This is a genomic window from Kitasatospora sp. NPDC048298, assembly GCF_043201465.1.
GTDB lineage: Bacteria > Actinomycetota > Actinomycetes > Streptomycetales > Streptomycetaceae > Kitasatospora.
This window is the reverse complement of record NZ_JBICYZ010000020.1, coordinates 15,727-34,308: the sequence shown is the minus strand read 5'-3', so window position 1 is coordinate 34,308 and position 18,582 is coordinate 15,727. Positions and strand designations below refer to the sequence as shown.

17 protein-coding genes and 1 tRNA gene are annotated in these 18,582 nt (G+C 73.0%); 9 read left to right on the top strand and 9 right to left on the bottom strand.

The window, feature by feature from the left end:
* Positions 1–28: 28 nt before the first annotated feature.
* The 4 genes from ACGF0D_RS17315 to ACGF0D_RS17300 form a co-directional block, all read right to left on the bottom strand.
* Complete coding sequence (locus tag ACGF0D_RS17315) at positions 29–1,453, bottom strand: family 2B encapsulin nanocompartment shell protein (RefSeq protein ID WP_392867834.1); 1,425 nt, start codon at positions 1,451–1,453, stop codon at positions 29–31.
* Positions 1,454–1,813: 360 nt separating this feature from the next.
* On the bottom strand, positions 1,814–2,362 hold the full coding sequence (locus ACGF0D_RS17310; RefSeq protein WP_392867837.1) for a methylated-DNA--[protein]-cysteine S-methyltransferase: 549 nt from the start codon (positions 2,360–2,362) through the stop codon (positions 1,814–1,816).
* Positions 2,363–2,493: 131 nt separating this feature from the next.
* Positions 2,494–2,727 carry a hypothetical protein gene (locus tag ACGF0D_RS17305; protein WP_392867840.1) on the bottom strand — a complete coding sequence of 78 codons (234 nt, stop codon included), beginning with the start codon at positions 2,725–2,727 and terminating at the stop codon, positions 2,494–2,496.
* A gap of 168 nt (positions 2,728–2,895) precedes the next feature.
* Complete coding sequence (locus tag ACGF0D_RS17300) at positions 2,896–3,339, bottom strand: hypothetical protein (RefSeq protein ID WP_392916976.1); 444 nt, start codon at positions 3,337–3,339, stop codon at positions 2,896–2,898.
* A 475-nt stretch (positions 3,340–3,814) separates the two neighbouring features.
* On the opposite strand from ACGF0D_RS17300, the gene ACGF0D_RS17295 reads away from it, so the two are divergent.
* From ACGF0D_RS17295 to ACGF0D_RS17275, 5 genes are all read left to right on the top strand, one after another.
* The gene (locus ACGF0D_RS17295) at positions 3,815–4,291 is read left to right on the top strand and encodes a hypothetical protein (protein WP_392916973.1); all 477 of its coding nucleotides are present in this window, start codon (positions 3,815–3,817) and stop codon (positions 4,289–4,291) included.
* Between the two features lie 82 nt (positions 4,292–4,373).
* A complete protein-coding gene (locus tag ACGF0D_RS17290; RefSeq protein WP_392916971.1) occupies positions 4,374–5,123 on the top strand; it encodes a class F sortase in 750 nt (249 codons plus the stop codon).
* A 124-nt stretch (positions 5,124–5,247) separates the two neighbouring features.
* On the top strand, positions 5,248–6,120 hold the full coding sequence (locus ACGF0D_RS17285) for a hypothetical protein (RefSeq protein WP_392867850.1): 873 nt from the start codon (positions 5,248–5,250) through the stop codon (positions 6,118–6,120).
* Complete coding sequence (locus tag ACGF0D_RS17280; RefSeq protein WP_392916968.1) at positions 6,117–6,923, top strand: response regulator; 807 nt, start codon at positions 6,117–6,119, stop codon at positions 6,921–6,923. Before ACGF0D_RS17285 ends, ACGF0D_RS17280 begins: the two co-directional genes overlap by 4 nt.
* On the top strand, positions 6,920–8,125 hold the full coding sequence (locus ACGF0D_RS17275; protein ID WP_392916965.1) for a sensor histidine kinase: 1,206 nt from the start codon (positions 6,920–6,922) through the stop codon (positions 8,123–8,125). The genes ACGF0D_RS17280 and ACGF0D_RS17275 overlap by 4 nt, the downstream gene beginning before the upstream one ends.
* A gap of 243 nt (positions 8,126–8,368) precedes the next feature.
* Here ACGF0D_RS17275 and ACGF0D_RS17270 read toward each other — a convergent pair whose 3' ends face one another.
* Positions 8,369–9,106, bottom strand: a complete 738-nt coding sequence (locus ACGF0D_RS17270; protein WP_392916962.1) for a hypothetical protein — start codon at positions 9,104–9,106, stop codon at positions 8,369–8,371.
* A gap of 667 nt (positions 9,107–9,773) precedes the next feature.
* Here ACGF0D_RS17270 and ACGF0D_RS17265 point away from each other — a divergent pair.
* Positions 9,774–10,718: a nuclease-related domain-containing protein gene (locus ACGF0D_RS17265; protein WP_392916959.1), complete on the top strand. Its 945-nt coding sequence runs from the start codon at positions 9,774–9,776 to the stop codon at positions 10,716–10,718.
* 277 nt (positions 10,719–10,995) lie between these two features.
* On the opposite strand, the gene ACGF0D_RS17260 is transcribed toward ACGF0D_RS17265, so the two are convergent.
* Positions 10,996–11,069: transfer RNA gene (locus ACGF0D_RS17260), tRNA-Thr, on the bottom strand.
* A 285-nt stretch (positions 11,070–11,354) separates the two neighbouring features.
* On the opposite strand from ACGF0D_RS17260, the gene ACGF0D_RS17255 reads away from it, so the two are divergent.
* From ACGF0D_RS17255 to ACGF0D_RS17245, 3 genes are all read left to right on the top strand, one after another.
* Positions 11,355–12,446, top strand: a complete 1,092-nt coding sequence (locus tag ACGF0D_RS17255; RefSeq protein WP_392916956.1) for an ABC transporter ATP-binding protein — start codon at positions 11,355–11,357, stop codon at positions 12,444–12,446.
* 210 nt (positions 12,447–12,656) lie between these two features.
* Positions 12,657–13,112, top strand: coding sequence for a hypothetical protein (locus ACGF0D_RS17250; protein ID WP_392867866.1), 456 nt, complete (start codon positions 12,657–12,659; stop codon positions 13,110–13,112).
* Positions 13,113–13,253: 141 nt separating this feature from the next.
* Positions 13,254–14,045, top strand: coding sequence for an NDP-sugar synthase (locus ACGF0D_RS17245; protein ID WP_392867868.1), 792 nt, complete (start codon positions 13,254–13,256; stop codon positions 14,043–14,045).
* Between the two features lie 125 nt (positions 14,046–14,170).
* On the opposite strand, the gene ACGF0D_RS17240 is transcribed toward ACGF0D_RS17245, so the two are convergent.
* The 3 genes from ACGF0D_RS17240 to cysS all read right to left on the bottom strand — a co-directional run bounded on the left by ACGF0D_RS17240 (position 14,171) and on the right by cysS (position 18,558).
* On the bottom strand, positions 14,171–15,829 hold the full coding sequence (locus ACGF0D_RS17240) for a DoxX family membrane protein (RefSeq protein WP_392916953.1): 1,659 nt from the start codon (positions 15,827–15,829) through the stop codon (positions 14,171–14,173).
* A 204-nt stretch (positions 15,830–16,033) separates the two neighbouring features.
* Positions 16,034–17,026, bottom strand: coding sequence for a 23S rRNA (guanosine(2251)-2'-O)-methyltransferase RlmB (rlmB, locus tag ACGF0D_RS17235; RefSeq protein ID WP_392867873.1), 993 nt, complete (start codon positions 17,024–17,026; stop codon positions 16,034–16,036).
* Between the two features lie 137 nt (positions 17,027–17,163).
* Positions 17,164–18,558, bottom strand: coding sequence for a cysteine--tRNA ligase (gene cysS, locus ACGF0D_RS17230; RefSeq protein ID WP_392916951.1), 1,395 nt, complete (start codon positions 18,556–18,558; stop codon positions 17,164–17,166).
* Between the last annotated feature and the right edge of the window lie 24 nt (positions 18,559–18,582).

Here is an 18,582-nt window from a genome sequence, read left to right as displayed (position 1 = left end):
GCGGCCCTGCGGCCGGCCCCGCGAGCCGTCAGTACTGCGCGATGTCCACGTTCTCCAGGACGCCGACCGCGTCCGGCACCAGGATCGCGGCGGAGTAGTAGGCGCTCACCAGGTAGGAAATGATGGCCTTGTCGTCGATTCCCATGAACCGCACCGAAAGGCTCGGCTGGTATTCGTCCGGAATTCCGGTCTGGTGCAGGCCAATGACGCCCTGGTTGTCCTCGCCGATCCGCATCGCGATGATCGAGCTGGCGCCCCCGACGATCGGGATCTTGTTGCACGGGAAGACCGGGACCCCGCGCCAGGACATGATCTGCCGACCCTCGACCTCGACCGTCCCGGGGTAGAGGCCGCGCTTGTTGAGCTGCCGGCCGAAGGCGGCGATCGCCTTGGGGTGGGCCAGGAACATCCTGGTGCCGCGGCGGCGGCTGAGCAGCTCGTCCATGTCGTCCGGGGTGGGCGGGCCGGAGTGGGTCTGGAACCGCTGGTCGTACGCGGCGTTGCTGAGCAGGCCGAACTCGGGGTTGTTGACGAGCTCGTGCTCCTGGCGCTCGCGCAGGGCCTCGATGGTCAGCCGGAGCTGGTGCTCGGTCTGGTTCATCGGCTGGTTGTAGAGGTCGGCGACCCGGGTGTGCACCTTGAGGATGGTCTGCGCGACGCTCAGCTCGTACTCGCGCGGCTTCAGCTCGTAGTCCACGAAGGCGCCGGGCAGCTCGTACTCGCCCTGGTGGCCGGAGGAGAGGTCGATCGCGGCCTCGCCGTGCTTGTTCTGCGCCTGCTGGAAGCCGTTCAGGTACTCGATGATCTGCAGCTGGAGCGCCTCGGAGCGGTCGTGCAGCTCCTGGAAGGCGGGCCAGGACAGCGTCAGCACGGTGCCGGAGGTCGCGGCGCGGACGGTGTACGGCCAGTCGCCGCCGTCCTGCCGGACCGCCTCGTCGCCGAGGTGGTCGCCGTCGGCGAGGGTGCCGACCACCGTCTCCTCGCCGTACTTGCCGGTGCCCAGCCGGTCGAGCTTGCCGTGCGCGATCAGGAACACCTCGGCGATCGGCGCCCCGGCCCGGACCAGGACGTCGCCCGCGTTGAAGTCCCGCTGCACGAAGCGCGCGGCCAGCTCCTCCAGCACGGCCTCGTCCTGGAAGCCGCGCAGCGCCGGCACCTCGACCAGCGTGGGCGGGACGACCCGCACCTCGGCACCGGTCTTGACGAAGCTCACCCGACCGCGGCCGACCGAGTAGCGCAGGCGGCGGTTCACGCGGTAGGTGCCGCCGGACACCTGCACCCAGGGCAGCTTCCTGAGCAGCCAGCGCGGGCTGATGCCCTGCATCTGCGGCGCGGACTTTGTGGTCGTCGCGAGGTTCCGCGCGCCCGCCGTGCTCAGACTCTGCTGCTGCCGGATCTCCGACTGCGCACCTGGCGCGGGCGCTGGAATACCGGCATTGGTTTCGGTCGACATGAGGGGAGCCCTTCGCATACCCGATGAAGTGTCGCCTTGCACATGCGTGTTGCAGCTTCATGGTGGGCCCATTCGAGGGCAGCCCGCAATCACTCGTTCGAGTGGTTCGGAATGGCCGAACAAATAGTACGAATAGATCACCCGATCGATATTGTTCGACTGTTTATTCGAACATATCGGCGTGTCAGGCCCCATCCTCGCGCATCCGCACCCCCGCCGACACCACCCCTTGACACGATGCACGGGTTGACGCGATCCGCGCGTCGACCCGATCCGCGAGCAGCCGCGCGCCGGACCTACAGCGGGCCGGACCTGCTGCGCGCCGCCCCTACAGCGGGCCGTCCCTGCTGCGGACTGCCCCTACAGCGGGCCGTCCCAGTCGAGGGTCGGCTCCAGCACCCCCTCCAGGGTGAGCAGCCAGCGCTTCACCTCGATCCCGACCCGGCCGCCGCCGAAGCCGCCGATCCCGTCCGCCGCCACCACCCGGTGGCAGGGCACCAGCAGCGGGACCGGGTTGGCGGCCATCATCTGCCCGACCGTGCGGGCGGCCAGTCCGGGCTCCGTGACGTCCTCGAACACCCCACTGCGGGCCGCCAGTTCGCCGTAGGTGATGGTCCGGCCGTACGGCACCTCGCGCCAGAGCGTCTGCAGCACCGCGCGGTGCGGGCCCGAGCTGAGGCTCCAGTCGATCGGCAGGCCCAGCTCGCGGGTGCGGCCCGCCAGGTAGGCGCCGATCCGCCCGGTGACGGCCGCGATCTTCGACTCGTCGGTGCAGGGCGGCACTTCACCCCCGCTCGGCCCGCCGTATCCGGCCGACACCACGCCGAGCGGGGTCACCGCGATGCGCATCGGCCCGCTGGGCAGCGGGGTGGGCACGGTGAGCCAGGACATCGACAAGGACTGCGGCACGCTCGGGCCCCCACCCTCCGCCGGACCGGCCGCCGGCCACCCCGGCACCCGGGGGGCGTCCCCGCCCCGCGCGCCATCGTACGGCGGGCGGTCGGCGGCCGAAGCGGCTCCGGTCGAAGCTGCCCCTTCCGTCAGAGCTGCCCCTTCAGGCCGCGGGCGTTCGACGCGCACCAGTGCACCAGCTCGGCACGGTCCGGGGTGCGCCCCTCGCACAGCACGGCGAGCTGTTCGTCGGTGATCCGGTCGGGCCCCGGGATCTCCAGCAGGTACGCCAGGTCGGCCAGCACGGTGGCGAGCCGCTGCGCGTCCACGTGGTCCAGGGTGACCGCGGACCCGTGATGGCTGATGGTGAGCGAACCGGGCATGATCGACCTCCTCCGTCACCCCCGACCTCCACCGTACGTCCGGGTCGGCCGCCCCGCCCGCCACGGAGGCGCACGTGCGCGGGAAGGGCAGCCGTTCGCGCTCCGGGGCCGGCCGGGCGCGGTGCGCGGTGGGCCGGGGGTGCGCCCCGAAGCCGTCCGAGGGGTTGGTCAGCTGTCCGGGCCCTCCTCCCAGCGGCGGTTCCGTACCGCCGGTACGGTCAACACTACGACCCCGGCCGCCAGTTGCCAGACCGCCCCGAGCAGCAGCACGGCGCCCGCGCCGAACCGGTCCGCCAGCGGACCGGCCGCCGCCGGCCCGAGCGGGCCGAGGGCGAAGGAACCCGGCACGCCGAAGGCCGTCGTCCGGCCGAGCAGCTCCACCGGCACCCACTTCTGCGTGGTGGTGTCGTAGAGCGTCCCGCAGACCGCCGAGCCGAGCCCGGCCACCAGCGCGCCGACGGCCACCCAGGGCAGCCCCGCCCCCGCCGCGAGCGGCCCGGAGGGCAGGGCCCACGCCGGTGCCGCCACGGACGCCACCGCGAGCGGCCGGGCGGGCGCCCGGCCGGGCATCAGCAGGCCGCCCGGCACCGCGCCGGCACCGTACCCGCCCATCACCAGACCCCGGGCGCCGCGCGCGGGCGGCGGGCGCAGGCGGCGGGCGCAGCGGTCGCGGGAGGCGGGCGCAGCGGCAGGCGCGACGTGCGAGCGGCGGACGCGGCGCCAACACCCTTGGCACTGGCGGGACTTCGAAGGCAGCTCCCGCCGGCGGCCGAGCATCGCCGGCCGGACGGCGGCGGCCTCAGGGCGAAGGACGCCACAACCGACGTCACGCCGTTACGCAGCCGATGGGCGGCCGTGACACGACCGGCCGAGGACCGCGACACGGCCCTCCTACCGTCGTCCCCGACGCCACCGGCCGAACCCGCAGAACCGGGCGAAGCGGCCGAAGGCGTCCGCGACGAGGACGCACGCGTCCGGCGCCGACGACGTACGTCCCCGCGACACCAGCACGCCGAGTCCCGCGGACCGCACCGCGGACCGGCGGGCCACCACGTACCGACCGATGCAGACGATGGAGACACCCCGCATGAGCAGGAGCCGTACCCACCACTCCCCCGCCCGCCGCGTCCTGGCCGCCTGCGCCCTGACCGGCGCCGCGCTGCTCGCCACCGTCACCGGCGGGCAGGCCTGGGCCGACGGCGTGCCGACGCCGGTCGCGACCGCCCCCGGCGCCATCCCCAGCGTCGTCCCCAGCGCCGCCCCGGGCGGCGGCACGGACGGCGTCCCGGCGCCGAAGACCGCCGTGCCCGCACCTTCGGCCACCCGGGCCGAGGGCGCGCCGGCCGTGTCCGCGCCGAAGGGCGCCACCCCGGCCCCGGCCGCCCCCGGTGGCGCCCAGCCGCAGGTCCGCGAGGTGCCCAAGGGCGCCGCGCAGGCCGGTGACGGATCCGCCGCCGCCGACGGTTCCGGTCTGATGCTCGCCGGTGGCGGTGCCGTCGCGGCCGTCGGCGCCGCGGCCCTGGGCTTCGCCGTCCTGCGCCGCCGCTCCGGTGCGCGCGGCTGACACCGGTCCCGAGTCCGCCGGGCACCCCGGCGCCGCTTCCCCGTACCCGGCCAGTCGGGGAAGCGGCGCCGGGGTCGCCCCGGTGGCGGGGACCGCCAGCCACCGACGCTCCAAGGAGCACCAGCGGGACAATCGCCGGGACAACCGGCGGGGACGCCGACGCGCCCCCCGCCCCGGCCCGGGCCCCCTGCGCCGCACCGCCTTCGGCACCGCGGGCCTGCTCTGCCTGGTGCTCGGCACCTCGCTCGCGCTGTCCGGCCGGGAGACCCCGGTGGTGCGGGTCGAGACCTCCGGGCACGGCACCGTCACCGGCACCGACGCCCCGGCGACCACCTCGGCTGTCCCGGCCACGACCGGCGCCGCGGCCACCGCCCCGAAGCCGTACCCGCCCTCGCCGCCGACCCGCCTGCTGGTCCCCTCCGTCGGGGTCGACGCGCCGGTGGCCGAGCTCGGCCTGAACGCGGACGGCACGGTCGAGGTGCCGCCGGCCGACCGGGGCCAGGAAGTCGGCTGGTACCGCAACGGCCCCACCCCCGGCGAGACCGGCCCCGCCGTGCTCATCGGGCACCTCGACACCGTGCACGGCCCGGCCGTCTTCAAGCAGTTGCCGAAGCTGCGGCCCGGCGAGCTGATCCGGATCCGTCGCGCGGACGGCGGCACCGTGGACTTCAAGGTCCGCACGCTGCTCCAGGCCCCCAAGGACCACTTCCCCACCGAGCAGGTGTACGGCGACACGCCGGCGCCCGCGCTGCGGCTGATCACCTGCGGCGGGCAGATCGGCTCGGACGGCCACTGGACGGACAACATCATCGTGCTGGCGGACCTGGCCTGACGGCGGCATGTGCTGAGGTGGGAAACGGAACCGCCCGCCGCCGTCCGCGCGACCTACCAGCGCGGGACGGTAACGGAAGCGACGACCGGAGCGAAGCCGCAGAGCAGGAGGACGAACACCGACCGTGGCAGCAACCCCAGTACCCCGCCGCCGACCCGGCGCCGTCCCAGTGGCCACCCTGGCCGGCCTGGTCGTCGTCCTCGCCCTCGCCGCCCTGGCCTTCGGCCGGGCCACCCCCGGCGACCTGCGCGACCAGGGCCCGGCCCGGACCGTCACACCGCCGGCGGTGTCCCAGCCGCTCTGGCCGCAGCTGCCCACTGCCACCCCGGTACCCACGCCCGCGGCCGGCGTCACCCAGGAAGCGCCGCAGCCCTTACCGGATCTGACCGTCCCCGGCCACGACATCACCGCGGTCGACGTCCGCACCGTCCTCGCCAAGGACCCGAAGCTGGGCCAGGAAGAACGGCTGGCGCTCGGCTCGTGCACCGGCTGCGACATCCGCACCCCCGAGTTCCGCGACCTCACCGGGGACGGGCAGCCCGAGCTCATCACCGCCGTCACCACCCCCGGGCAGGTCGTGCTGCACGTGTACACCCTCGTCGAGGACCACCTGCTGCCCGTCCTCCAGGTGCAGGTCCAGCCGGCGTTCAACGCCACGACCATCGGCACCGAGCTGTGGCTGTTCGAGCCGACCGCCGCCTACGTCGTGACCCGCAGCCACTACGAGTGGGACGGGACCAGGCTCGTCCTGAAGGAACGCACGGACGAGGGCCTCGGCCTGCTCCCGCCGACCAGCCCGGACAGCGGCCGCACGGCCACCGCCGCGCCCGAAGCCGGCCCGGCGCCGATGCGCCCCGGCTCGCTCGTGCCGAAGCAGGCCGCCCCCGAGGCCGCCGTCCCGTCCCCGCGCACCGTCCGGCCGACCGCGGTGCCCTCCGCGCCCTCCGTCCCGTCCGTGCCCTCCGCCCCCGCCGTGATCCCGGAAACGAAGCGATGACCCCCGCCGCCACCGCCCCCGCCCCTCCGCACATCCTCCTGGTCGAGGACGACGAGGTGATCCGCGAGGCCACCCGGATGGCCCTGGAGCGCTACGGCTTCCCGGTCACCACGGCCGCCGACGGCCTGGAGGGGCTGGAGGCCTTCCACGCCGTCCGGCCCGACCTGCTCCTGCTGGACGTGATGCTGCCGCTGCTCGACGGGGTCGGGCTCTGCCGCCGGATCCGGGAGGAGAGCCAGCTGCCGATCCTGATGATGTCCGCCCGGACCGACCCGGTGGACGTGGTCTCCGGGCTGGAGGCCGGGGCCGACGACTACGTGGTCAAGCCCTTCGAGAGCGCCGTCCTGGTCGCCCGGATCCGTACCGTGCTGCGCCGCGTCCGGGTCGTCCCGGCGGCCGAGTCCCCGGCCGACGCCCCGCCCGACGCCCCCGTCGCCGATGCCCCCGTCGCGCCCTCGGACACCCCCGGGACGCCGCAGCCGCCGCAGGCGCCGGAGTCCGCCCCTTCCCCGTCCCTCCGCAGATTCGACGGCCTCCAGGTGGACACCGACAGCATGGAGGTCCGGGTGGACGGCCGCCTCGTCCCGCTCACCCCCACCGAACTGCGGCTGCTGCTGGAGTTCACCGCCGCGCCCGGGATCGTGCTGGAGCGCTCCACCCTGCTCGAACGCGTCTGGGACTACGAGTGGGGCGCCGACACCCGGGTCGTGGACGTCCACGTGCAGCGGCTGCGCGCCAAGATCGGCTCCGGCCGGATCGAGACCGTCCGCGGCTTCGGCTACAAGCTGCGGCGCCCGGCATGACCCTGCGCCGCCAGATCGCCACCGCCGTCGCCGCCATCGCCGTCCTGGTCGCGGTGGCCGTCGGCCTGCTGGTCCACCAGGCGATGATCAGTCAGCACGTCGACCAGGCCCGCACCTCCGCACTCACCGCCCTCGACTCCGCGCTGGACGCCTACGTCCGCGACAGCGAGCCGACCGCCCGCGGCGGCGCCGTGAACGACCCGGCCCTGCCCGAGCGGCTGCGCGCCCTCGCCGCCGGCGGCCGGCACGGCTCGCTGCTCGCCACCGACGGCACCGGCGAGTCGATGTGGGCGGCCGGCCCGGTGCAGAACGGGGTGCTGTCCGTCCGGGTCGACTTCGCCCAGGACCGGCAGGCCATCGCCGACCTGGACCGGATCATCCTGCTCACCGTCGTCGCCGCGGTCTTCACCACCGTGCTGGCCGGCGTACTCGTCGCCGACCGGATCAGCCGCCGACTACGCACCGCCGCCACCGCCGCCCGGGGCATCGCCGCCGGCGGCACGGACACCCGGATCGGCGAACTCGTCGACGGCAAGGACGAGGTGGCCGACCTCGCCGCCGCCGTCGACCTGATGTCCCGCACCCTGCACCGGCGGCTGGAGGACGAGCAGCGCTTCACCGCGGACGTCGCCCACGAACTGCGCACCCCGCTCACCGGCCTGGTCACCGCCGCCGAACTGCTGCCGCCCGGGCGCCCCACCCAGCTCGTGCAGAACCGGGTCCAGGCGCTGCGCGGCCTGGTCGAGGACCTGCTGGAGGTCTCCCGCCTGGACGCGGACGCCGAGTCCCCCGACCTCTCCGCCGTCCCGCTGGAACGCGCGGCGCGCCGCACCGTCTCCCTCACCGGCCTGGACGTCGCCGTCGAGATCACCGCCGACCGGCAGGTCCGCACCGACCTGCGCCGACTGGACCGCATCCTCGGGAACCTGATCCTCAACGCCCACCGCCACGGCGCCGGGCCCGTCCACCTGAACGTCGACTGCCTGCGGATCACCGTCCGCGACCACGGCCCCGGCTACCCCGAGGACCTCCTGCGCCACGGCCCGCAACGCTTCCGCACCAACGCCCCCGAACGCGGCCGCGGCCACGGCCTCGGCCTCACCATCGCCACCGGCCACGCCCGCGTCATCGGCGCCACCCTGACCTTCGCCAACCACCCCGACGGCGGCGCACTGGCCACCCTCACCCTCCCCCCGGACTGACCCCACCCACGACAAAAGGGCCGGCCCGACACCCGTCGGACCGGCCCTTCCCACCTGCCGCAGAGCCCCCTGTCGGGTTCGAACCGACGACCCCCGCTTTACAAGGGCAGCTGTTCGACACCCAGCGTGACCTGTGGCTCGGCCACCCTGCCGGTTCCCCGTTCGCCGCGCCGCCGGTGCCCACGATTCACCGCCACGTACCGCCCGTTCTGGCGCGCCTGTGGCACGGGACGCGAGCTCGAATCAGGGCTTAATGTCCGGCAGCGCTGCTCCCGAGAACTGGAGAATAAGGGCCGCCTGGAGCTGCGCCTTAAGGCCAGGGTCCTCCACCTGATCAACCAGTCGAACGGCCTGCCGGAAGCCACGTTCAGTGCGCATGTCCAGACGCAGGTGCTGCGCCTGCCCCTCCATATGCTGCAAAGCCAGGCGGCCCTGGCGGTGAAAGAGCACGCCAATCGCTCCAGTCACCAGGCCACTGACATTTGTGACCACAGCGGCGTAGAGTCCGCCGGTCGTCTCCGACTTCCAGACGGCGAGCGAGATGCCAACAAAAAGAACAATCCCGCCGAACACCGATGCCACCAAACTCACCATCGAGCTGCGCTGAGCTTGGGCGAGACCATGAGCGTAGTAGTCGGCCAACAGCACCGTGAAGGTCTGCTCCTCACGCTCGGCCCGCTGTTCCTCAAGGGCAGCCTGATGAACGTGGATCTCGTAGTGATTCCTGTTGTGGGTAACGGATGTCGGATGCTCCGCATCAACTGGCGTTACGAGTTCGGCCCCCGAGACAGGGTTCGGCAGCGTGATTGCGCTGTCTCCTGCAGTGATCCTCAGCTCCCGGCGGAGCCGGTCGCGGTTCTCCTCAACAGACCTGGTGTAGGAGCCCCCCAAGCCCTTCCATGCGATTAGAACACCACCAACGACGAGCCCTACGGAGACGGTCAAGGTACTAGCCAGAGCCGGCCAATCCGAAAGGTTCACCAAGCCATACTGTCAGTCAAACGGCGGCGGTGAAGGATCTTTCGGACCAAAGGATCAGCCGGTCCCGCGCGGGCGGTAGAGCGGTTTTGGCCGGTGTCCTGCCTGGTTTGGGGTCGAGCATGATCGGGGGGCCGTAAGCTGTTGCGACTCGGTCAGGGCTTCTGGGCCTGACCGCAATTTGGCCGAGCGGCCCCCCGTTCTTGCTCGACTCGGGTCCCGAGCCTGGGAGGTGGGTAAAACCGTGGAGCCGCCCGCCCCCAGCCACGACGGGCTCTGACCTCGGCCCCCCTCCCGGCCGCACGTTCGACGTGCGCTGCCGGCCGCCGACGGAGCGGGGCGGAGACAGGAGCGACGGCGAGCGGCTGGGCCGCGCACTGGCGCGCTGTGTGCGCCCTTGAACCAGTAGCGAAACTTGTAACAGTCACCTTCCCACCCCACCCCGTCACCCCAACTCCCCTGCTACCTATCCCCATCCCACACACCGCCCGCTTGGGTCTGTGCGGCGCTGGCGCCCGCGTTCTGGAACTCATGGAAGCCCCTGCATCGCGTCGCCTGCGCCGCCCTGCCGCTGGACGGGCTGGGCCAGCTGGCTGAGACCTCGCGTTCCCGCCGATCGGTGCGTGGGCATGCTCTTCTCGGCCGGGGAAGCCATGCGGGAGGGGGAGACGTGACGGAGCTTGTGGTCAAGCTGTGGCGGGTTCCGGGCAAGGAACGGCTCTACGTCAACAAGGCTGGCGCCCGCGGCGATTCAGTGGCCTGGCTGGACTGCAAGACCGGTGTCGTCACGATCGACAGCCCTGACTTCGAGGCTTCTGCGCTGGACAAGGTCGAGGAGTGGTGCCGATCCTTCGGCAGCCATGTACCGTCGCGCACCGTCCGACGCCGTGAAGAGAAGCGCCCGCCGGCAAAGAAGGTCTCAGTTCAGGTACCGCCGCCTCGCGCCGAGGTTCCGTTCCTGCCTCCGATGCGGGAAGAGGACGACCTCTCGCGGAACCTTCCCGGTGCGGGGCTGGAGAGCCTGGTGCGCGAGGGAGAGGAGAGGTACGGGCTGCTCGTCCGCCTCGCGGCCAAAGTATCCCGCCAACGTCTCGGCGATTCGAGCACGCTGCGCGGCCTGGAGGGCGAGCAGATCGTGGGGGCCCGTCTGGAACCGCTGAAGGTTGCTGGCTGGAGGGTCCTTCATGGGGTGCCGCTGCCCTCCGGCTCCGACATCGACCACGTGGTGATCGGCCCGCCGGGCGTCTTCACGGTCAACTCGAAGCACCACCAGGGCGCCACCGTGTGGGTCGGCGACAAGGTCGTGAAGGTCAATCGCAACGGATTCCCGTACCTGGAGAACTCCGAGTTCGAAGCCAGCCGCACCGCCAGGCTGCTGACCGAGTGGTGCGGCTTCGACGTCCCCGTGCACCCCGTCATCGCCATCGTGGGCGCCCAGAAGATCACGCTCGGCGCGGACTCCGGGGTGACGGTCGTAGATGGCGAGCAGATTGCCTCCGTCCTGCCCGCCCGGCCGGCCGTGCTGTCGCCGAACCGGGTGGATCGAATCTTCACCATCGCCCGCCACCGCCACGTCTGGAGCCAGATGGGCAAGCGCGGCAGGAAGGCCCGCTGACTCAGCTCGCCCGCGGCATGTCGAGGAGCATCCGCCTGTCGTGCGTCCGGACGTGCGGGGCCTTCTCGCACTGTAGGACGATCTCCTCCGGGGCAAGCCACGCGAGTTCGTCGGCCCCCACAGCGGTCGACTGCGCCGGAGCGACTTCCGGACACTCGGGAGGGACGACCCGCCGGCGGCTTCTGGCACGCCCGTGGCGCAGCCGGAGTAGGACCCCAGCAACGGCGAAGGGCCAGCTCGACCGGGATCACCCGGCGAACTGGCCCTTCGTGCTGTGAGCCCCCTGTCGGGTTCGAACCGACGACCCCCGCTTTACAAGAGCGGTGCTCTGGCCAGCTGAGCTAAGGAGGCACGGTGGCCGTCCGCGAGGGATCACGGCGGCACCGGGGGGCAGTCTACCGGGCGCGGGGGACGGGATGGGGGGATATCCAGGGGTTGGTGGGATGGGTGGACGTGATGGAACCGATGCCGAAATCGGGTCGGGTGGGGGCTGACAAGCGGCGGAAGCGCAGGTAGCGTCGCCGGGAGTCGGCTCGTGTAGTGGTTCAGACCACTGGTGGGCCGGCGGAGCACGAACCCACCCCCCTTTACTCGGATCGTCCGGCACGTTCCTGCCGGTGAAGGAGAGCAACGACCATGGCTTCTGTCACGTACGACAAGGCGACCCGCGTCTACCCCGGGGCGGACAAGCCCTCGGTGGACGCGCTGGACCTGGAGATCGCGGACGGCGAGTTCCTCGTGCTCGTCGGCCCCTCGGGCTGCGGCAAGTCGACCAGCCTGCGCATGCTGGCCGGTCTGGAGGACGTCAACGCCGGTGCGATCCGGATCGGCGACCGGGACGTCACCCACCTGCCGCCGAAGGACCGGGACATCGCCATGGTGTTCCAGAACTACGCGCTCTACCCGCACATGACCGTCGCCGACAACATGGGCTTCGCGCTCAAGATCGCCGGCGTGAACAAGGCGGAGATCCGCACCAAGGTCGAGGAGGCCGCGAAGATCCTCGACCTCACCACGCTGCTGGACCGCAAGCCGAAGGCGCTCTCCGGCGGTCAGCGCCAGCGCGTCGCGATGGGCCGTGCGATCGTCCGCCAGCCGCAGGTCTTCCTGATGGACGAGCCGCTGTCGAACCTGGACGCCAAGCTCCGCGTCTCGACCCGCACCCAGATCGCCGGCCTGCAGCGCCGCCTGGGCATCACCACGGTGTACGTCACCCACGACCAGACCGAGGCGCTCACCATGGGCGACCGGGTCGCGGTGCTCAAGGACGGTCTGCTGCAGCAGGTCGACACCCCGCGCAACATGTACGACAAGCCCGCCAACCTCTTCGTGGCCGGCTTCATCGGCTCGCCGGCCATGAACCTGGTCCAGGTGCCGCTGGTGGACGGCGGCGTGAAGTTCGGCGGCTCGGTCGTCAACATCTCCCGCGAGAACCTGGCCGGCGCCGGCGCCGACAAGACGGTGACCGTCGGCATCCGCCCCGAGCACTTCGAGATCGTCCCGGCGGGCGGCATCGAGGGCGTCGCGGTGACGGTCAACGTGGTCGAGGAGCTCGGCTCGGACGGCTTCGTCTACGGCACCACCCAGATCGGCGGCGAGGACCACGACCTGGTCGTCCGCGTCCCCGGCCGCCAGATCCCGGCCCGCGGCGAGACCATCCACGTCGTGCCGATCGCCAACGAGACCCACGTCTTCTCCACCAGCTCCGGCCTGCGTCTGAGCAACTGACGCGGACTGCGCGTCACCAAACGCCACCAAGTTTCACGACGTGTCACGACACGTCACGGCACGCCCCGGAGCCCGTCGGACCCTCGCGGTCCGGCGGGCTCCGTCCGTACGCCCCGCGTCAACACGGCAAGGGGACGAAACCGGACACCGTGTCACTCGATGGTGTAACGGAGGGCGATCCGGCCCGTACCCACCGCTACTCTCCTGAGGGTGAAGCAGCTGTTGCGCCGTATCGGCCAGACCGTCGCCCTGACCCTGCCGGTCGTCCTGGTGACCACCGGCACCCTCGCCGTGACCCGGGTCCCGTGGGCCCCGCCGACCGGGCTCGACCAGCAGGTCGTGGCGGCGTCCAGCGGCGACGGCGCCGGGATCGGGCGCTCCAACAACGCGGCCGGCGCCGTGGCCAAGGCCGCGGACGGGCTCGCCCCGCAGGAGTCGCTGCGGGTGGCCCTGCTGGACGAGCTGCGCGCCAAGAACCCTTCCGCCGCGCTGGACCTGCTGGAGCGCTCGATGCGCGAGCAGCCCTCGCTGACGCCCTACTGCACCTCGCTGTCCACCGAGTTGGGCAAGGCGGCGGTGCGCAAGTACCAGGGCGACGTCCAGCGGGCGCGCTCCTTCGCCCGCCCGGTCTGCGACGGTTCGTTCGCGGCCGGCGTCGTCGGCTGAGGACGCCGGGCACGCCGAGTACGCCGGGCAGGCCGAGCAGGCCGAGGACATAGAAGGCCTCAAGGCCTCGAAGTCCCAAGGCCCGAAACCCGAGGCCACCGAGGCGGCGGACGCCCCCGTCCGCCGCCTTATTGTTCAGGCATGAGCGCTGACTCCGGCCCCGCCGCCGACCTCCCGTCCGCCCCGCACCCGCAGCCCCGGCCGACCACGACGCCCGTGACCCAGGCCGTCATCCTGGCCGGCGGCCAGGGCTCCCGGCTGCGCCCCTACACGGACGACCGCCCGAAGCCGCTGGTCGAGATCCCCGGGACGGGCACGCCGATCCTGGGCCACCAGCTGGCCTGGCTGGCCGAGGAGGGCGTCACCGACGTCGTGGTCTCCTGTGGGCACCTCGCCGACGTGCTGGAGGAGTGGCTGGACAGGGCGGACCTGCCGCTGCGGGTGCGCACGGTGGTCGAGGCGGAGCCGCTCGGGCGCGGCGGCGGGCTCAAGTACGCGGCCAAGGCGCTGCCCCGCCCGGACGAGCCCTGGTACGCCACCAACGGCGACATCTGGACCCGCTTCAGCCTGCGCGAGATGGCCGCCTTCCACCACGAGCGGGACGCCGTCGCGACGCTCGCGCTGGCCCGGCCACGGATCCCCTGGGGCGCCGTGGAGACCGACCAGTTCGGCAACGTGCTGGACTTCATCGAGGCCCCGCCCTCGCCCTTCCTGATCAACGCCGGCCTGTACGTGTTCAGCCCGGAGTTCGCCGAGCTGCTGCCGGACGTGGGCGACCACGAGCGCACCACCTTCCCCCAACTCGCCCGCGGCAAGCGGCTGGCGGGCTACCAGCTGCCGCAGGGCGTGTACTGGCGGGCGATCGACACCGCCAAGGACCTCACCGAGGCGGCCAAGGAACTCGCCTCCGGCGCCGGCCGGACTCCCCGCTAGCCCGGACCCTCCGGTAGGCCCGGGCCGCCACACCACGCGGCCGCGGGACGGCGGCACCGCCCGCGAACGGCGATCGGCCGGGCGCTCCCCCACGGAGCGCCCGGCCGATCGCCGTCACCGGTCCCTCAGGTCGCGGTCGGCGCCCCCGGGTGGGAGGCCCGGCCGCCGGACAGGTCGGCCAGCGGCGCGCTGCCCAGCACCCCGCCGAGCAGCCCGCCGGGGTTCGGGCTGGCCTTGGAGCCCGACCCCGCGCCGCCGGCGCCCGGGGTGCCGCGCGACGCGGGTGCGGTGCCGCCCGAGCCGCCCGCCGGGGCGGACGCGGCCGGGGAGGCGCCCGACCCGGCGTCCGCCTTGCCCGGGTGCCCCTTGCCGCTGGGCGTCGGGGTGGCCGGCTTGGCGGACGGCGTGCCGGGCGGGGTGGTCACGCTCGGGGTGGGGGTGGCGGGGCGCGGCGCGGCGGGCGGGGGCGTGGTGGACGTGCCCTTGCCGCCGGGGGCGCCGGACGGGCTGCCGGACGGCCAGACCGGCGTGCCGTAGTCGGTGGCCGGGCGGTCCGGCGCCTGGTGCGCCCGGGCGCCGGTGCGGACGGCGGCGCCGAGCATCGAGCCGAGCAGCAGGGTCAGCCCGACCACGACCGTGGTGACGACGGTGCCGCGGCGCAGCACCCGGCGGCGCAGCGCCCCGGGCGTGTCCGCGCCGAACCGGCGCCAGGCCTCCAGGTTGAGCCGCCCGTCCAGCGAGGCGAACGGCGCCCCGGCGATCAGCAGCGGGCTCCACGCCGCGAGGAAGATCAGGTCCGGGGTGTCGTAGACCGGGACGGCCCGCCAGCTGACGGTGAACAGCAGCGCGGCGGAGAGCGCCATCGCCGCGCCGGCGGCGAACCGCTGCCAGAGGCCGAGGACGGTCAGCACGCCGACCACGATCTGGGTGAACGACACCACCAGGCCGGCGCCCACCGGGTGCGCCATGGCGAAGGCCAGCAGCGGCTCGGCGACCTTCCACGGGTGCAGCGAGGAGAGCCAGCGCATCATCGAGCCGCGTTCGCCGCCGTCGAAGTACACCGGGTCGCAGAGCTTGCTGAACCCGGCGTAGACCGAGAGCGAGCCGAGGACGGCGCGCAGCGGCAGCAGCACCAGGCCGAGGTCGACCCGGCGGCCCGGGTACCAGGGCTGCCTGCCCTCGGCGTCGGCGGCGGAGACCTCGGGCAGCTCGCCGCTCGGGGTCCAGCCGTGCGGCTCGCCGACCGGTCCGACGCCCGCGTGGGTGGCGGTGCCGGCGCCCTCGCGGGGCTGGCGCGGGAGGGTCCGGACGCCCGCGAGGGAGGGGAGCACCTGGGTGTCCGCCTCGACCAGGCGGACGCCGCCGGCCGGGGTGCCGCGCACGGCCTCCAGCAGCCGGGTGGCCGCCATGTCCCCGGGGGGCGCCTGGCCGGTCCAGGTGACGGCGGTGACCCGGCCCTTGCGGCGCGGCGCGCCGCCGGCCCCGGCCCCGGCCAGCGCCGGGACGGCGGAGGCGGGCACGACGACCTGCGGGGTGACCAGCGGACGGCGGATCAGGCCCTGGTTGGCGTACGGGTCGCCGAACGCGGCGCCGGTGGACAGCAGTCCGGCCGGGGCCTCGATCAGCGGCGCCACCGGGGCGCCGAGCCGGAGCCGGAAGCTCGCCTGGGTGCTGCTGAGCCGCGAAGGGTCCGACTCCACCTTGACGGTGTTGAGGCCGGGGCCCGCGTCTATCCCGGTGCTGCCGTCGCCGAACAGGGGGCGCCGAGGTGTTCTGGTGTCCACGCCCGTCTAACCGGGTGACGGCCGCTTAGGACACTCTCCCGAGTGGATGTCCGGCACACACTTGAAGTGATCATGAAAAAAGCGATCGGGCCCGGTCGGGCCCGATCGCCTTCACTCTGTTTGCGGGGAATTCGGAAGATCGCCTGCGTTCCGAACCCCGGTCGTGCTGGGCCCCGGGCGCCGGTCAGCGGCGCCCGGTGGTGCTCAGCGCTTGGCCCGCATCCGCGCGGCCTCGTACAGCACGATGCCCGCCGCGACACCGGCGTTCAGCGACTCGGTCAGGCCGGACATCGGGATCCGGACCCGCATGTCGCAGGTCTCCGAGACCAGCCGGGACAGGCCCTTGCCCTCGCTGCCCGCGACGATCACGACCGGCCCGTTCAGCAGGTCCAGGTCGCCGATCTCGGCCTCGCCGTCGGCGGCCAGGCCGACCACCATCAGGCCGGCCTTCTGGTAGGCCTCCAGGGTGCGGGTCATGTTGGTGGCCCGGGCGACGGGCAGCCGGGCCGCGGCGCCGGAGGAGGTCTTCCAGGCACCGGCGGTCATGCCGGCCGCGCGGCGCTCGGGGATGACCACGCCGTGCGCGCCGAAGGCGGCGGCGGAGCGGACCACGGCGCCCAGGTTGCGCGAGTCGGTCACGCCGTCCAGCGCGATGATCAGCGCGTCCTGGCCGGCGTCGGCGGCGTCCGCCAGCAGGTCCTCGGGGTGCGCGTACTCGTACGGCGGCACCTGGAGCACCAGGCCCTGGTGGTTCATCCCGCCGGTCATCTGGTCCAGCTGGGGCCGCGGGGCCTCCATCAGCGGGATGCCGCGGTCGTTGGCGGCCTGGAACGCGTCGCGGACCCGGTCGTCGGTGTCGATGAACTGCTGGACGTACAGCGCGTTGGCCGGCACGTCGCCCTTCAGGGCCTCGACCACGGAGTTGCGGCCGAAGACCAGCTCTGCGCTGCCCGCACCGCCGCGGCCACCGCGACCGCCGCCGCCGGCCCGGCGCATGCCGGCCCGGGCCTTGGCGTCCCGCTCGCGCTTGACCGCGGCGTTGGCGGCGCGCTGCTTCGGGTGGCCCTTGCGCTCCTCGCCGGGAGGGGTCGGGCCCTTGCCCTGGAGGGCCTTCCGGCTGTGCCCGCCGGTACCGACAGACGCGCCCTTCTTCGATCCGGGGTTGCGGCGGTTCCTGCGCTGGCTGTTGCCGGCCATGGCTGTACTTCCTGTCTGTCCGGCATGCCCCGGCCGCCCCGGTGTGCCCGGTGGCGGTCGACGGCATGCGCTACGTCATGCGGGAGGGCCGCACCGGTCCGGTACGGCCCACCCATCACCCCGATCGTCGGATGGGGTTACTGGCTGTTGATCGTCCAGCGCGGGCCGGACGGGGTGTCCTCGATCGCCAGCCCGGCCAGGCCGAGCTGGTCGCGGATGGCATCCGCGGTGGCGAAGTCCTTGCGCTCGCGCGCCGCCTGCCGCTGGTCCAGGACCAGACGGACCAGCGAGTCGACCACACCGTGGAGGTCCTCGCCGCGCTCCGCCCCGGCCCACTGCGGGTCGAGCGGGTCGAGGCCCAGTACACCGAGCATCGCACGGACCTCGGCGAGTCGCGCCACCACGCTCTCCTTGTCGTCCGCGTTCAGGGCGCTGTTGCCCTGGCGGACGGCGGTGTGCACGACGGCCAGCGCCTGCGGCACACCGAAGTCGTCGTCCATCGCCTCGGCGAAGGCCGGCGGCACCTCGGGCGCCGCGTCGACCGTCCCGCAGCGCTCGACGGCGCGCTGGATGAAGCCCTCGATCCGGCCGAAGCCGGCCTCGGCCTCGCGCAGCGACTCCTCGCTGTACTCGATCATCGAGCGGTAGTGCGGGCCCGCCAGGTAGTAGCGGAGCACGATCGGCCGCCACGCCCGGACCATCTCGGAGACCAGCACCGAGTTGCCCAGCGACTTGCTCATCTTCTCGCCGGCCATGGTGACCCAGGCGTTGTGCACCCAGAAGTTGGCGAAGTCGTCGCCGTAGGCCTTGGACTGGGCGATCTCGTTCTCGTGGTGCGGGAAGATCAGGTCCAGCCCGCCGCCGTGGATGTCGAAGGCCGCGCCCAGGTACTTGTGGACCATCGCCGAGCACTCCAGGTGCCAGCCCGGACGCCCGCGGCCCCACGGGGTCTCCCAGCTCGGCTCGCCCGGCTTGGCGGCCTTCCACATCGCGAAGTCGCGCTGGTCCCGCTTGCCGGTCTCGCCCTCTCCCTCGGGCTGGCGCAGGTCGTCCAGCTTCTGGTTGGAGAGCGCCAGGTAGTCCGGGTACGAGCGGACGTCGAAGTAGACGTTGCCGTCGGCCGCGTAGGCGTGGCCCGTCTCGATGAGCCCACGCATCATCTCGATCATCTCGGGGATGTGCCCGGTGGCCCGCGGCTCGACGGTCGGCGGCAGGCAGCCCAGCGCGTCGTAGCCGTCGTTGAAGGCGCGCTCGTTCTGGTAGCCGACCTGCCACCACGGCGTGCCGAGCTCGCGCTCCTTGGCGATGATCTTGTCGTCGATGTCGGTGACGTTCCGGACGAAGGTCACCTGGTAGCCGCGGTAGGCGAACCACCGCTGCATGATGTCGAAGTTGAGCCCGGACCGGATGTGCCCGATGTGTGGCGCCGACTGGACGGTAGCGCCGCACAGGTAGATCGAGACACAACCCGGTACAAGCGGGACGAAGTCGCGTACCTGGCGGGTGCTGGTGTCGTACAGACGAATGCTCACAGCGTCAAGCGTAGTGGGCAGCAG

What these genes read in the sequence shown, in the direction of transcription:
- rlmB (WP_392867873.1), bottom strand. Translation starts at nt 17,026, where the DNA reads ATGGCCGGCAACAGCCAGCGCAGGAACCGCCGCAACCCCGGATCGAAG.
- ACGF0D_RS17280 (WP_392916968.1), top strand. Translation starts at nt 6,117, where the DNA reads ATGACCCCCGCCGCCACCGCCCCCGCCCCTCCGCACATCCTCCTGGTC.
- ACGF0D_RS17295 (WP_392916973.1), top strand. Translation starts at nt 3,815, where the DNA reads ATGAGCAGGAGCCGTACCCACCACTCCCCCGCCCGCCGCGTCCTGGCC.
- ACGF0D_RS17305 (WP_392867840.1), bottom strand. Translation starts at nt 2,727, where the DNA reads ATGCCCGGTTCGCTCACCATCAGCCATCACGGGTCCGCGGTCACCCTG.
- ACGF0D_RS17315 (WP_392867834.1), bottom strand. Translation starts at nt 1,453, where the DNA reads ATGTCGACCGAAACCAATGCCGGTATTCCAGCGCCCGCGCCAGGTGCG.
- ACGF0D_RS17245 (WP_392867868.1), top strand. Translation starts at nt 13,254, where the DNA reads ATGAGCGCTGACTCCGGCCCCGCCGCCGACCTCCCGTCCGCCCCGCAC.
- ACGF0D_RS17255 (WP_392916956.1), top strand. Translation starts at nt 11,355, where the DNA reads ATGGCTTCTGTCACGTACGACAAGGCGACCCGCGTCTACCCCGGGGCG.
- ACGF0D_RS17300 (WP_392916976.1), bottom strand. Translation starts at nt 3,339, where the DNA reads ATGGGCGGGTACGGTGCCGGCGCGGTGCCGGGCGGCCTGCTGATGCCC.
- ACGF0D_RS17275 (WP_392916965.1), top strand. Translation starts at nt 6,920, where the DNA reads ATGACCCTGCGCCGCCAGATCGCCACCGCCGTCGCCGCCATCGCCGTC.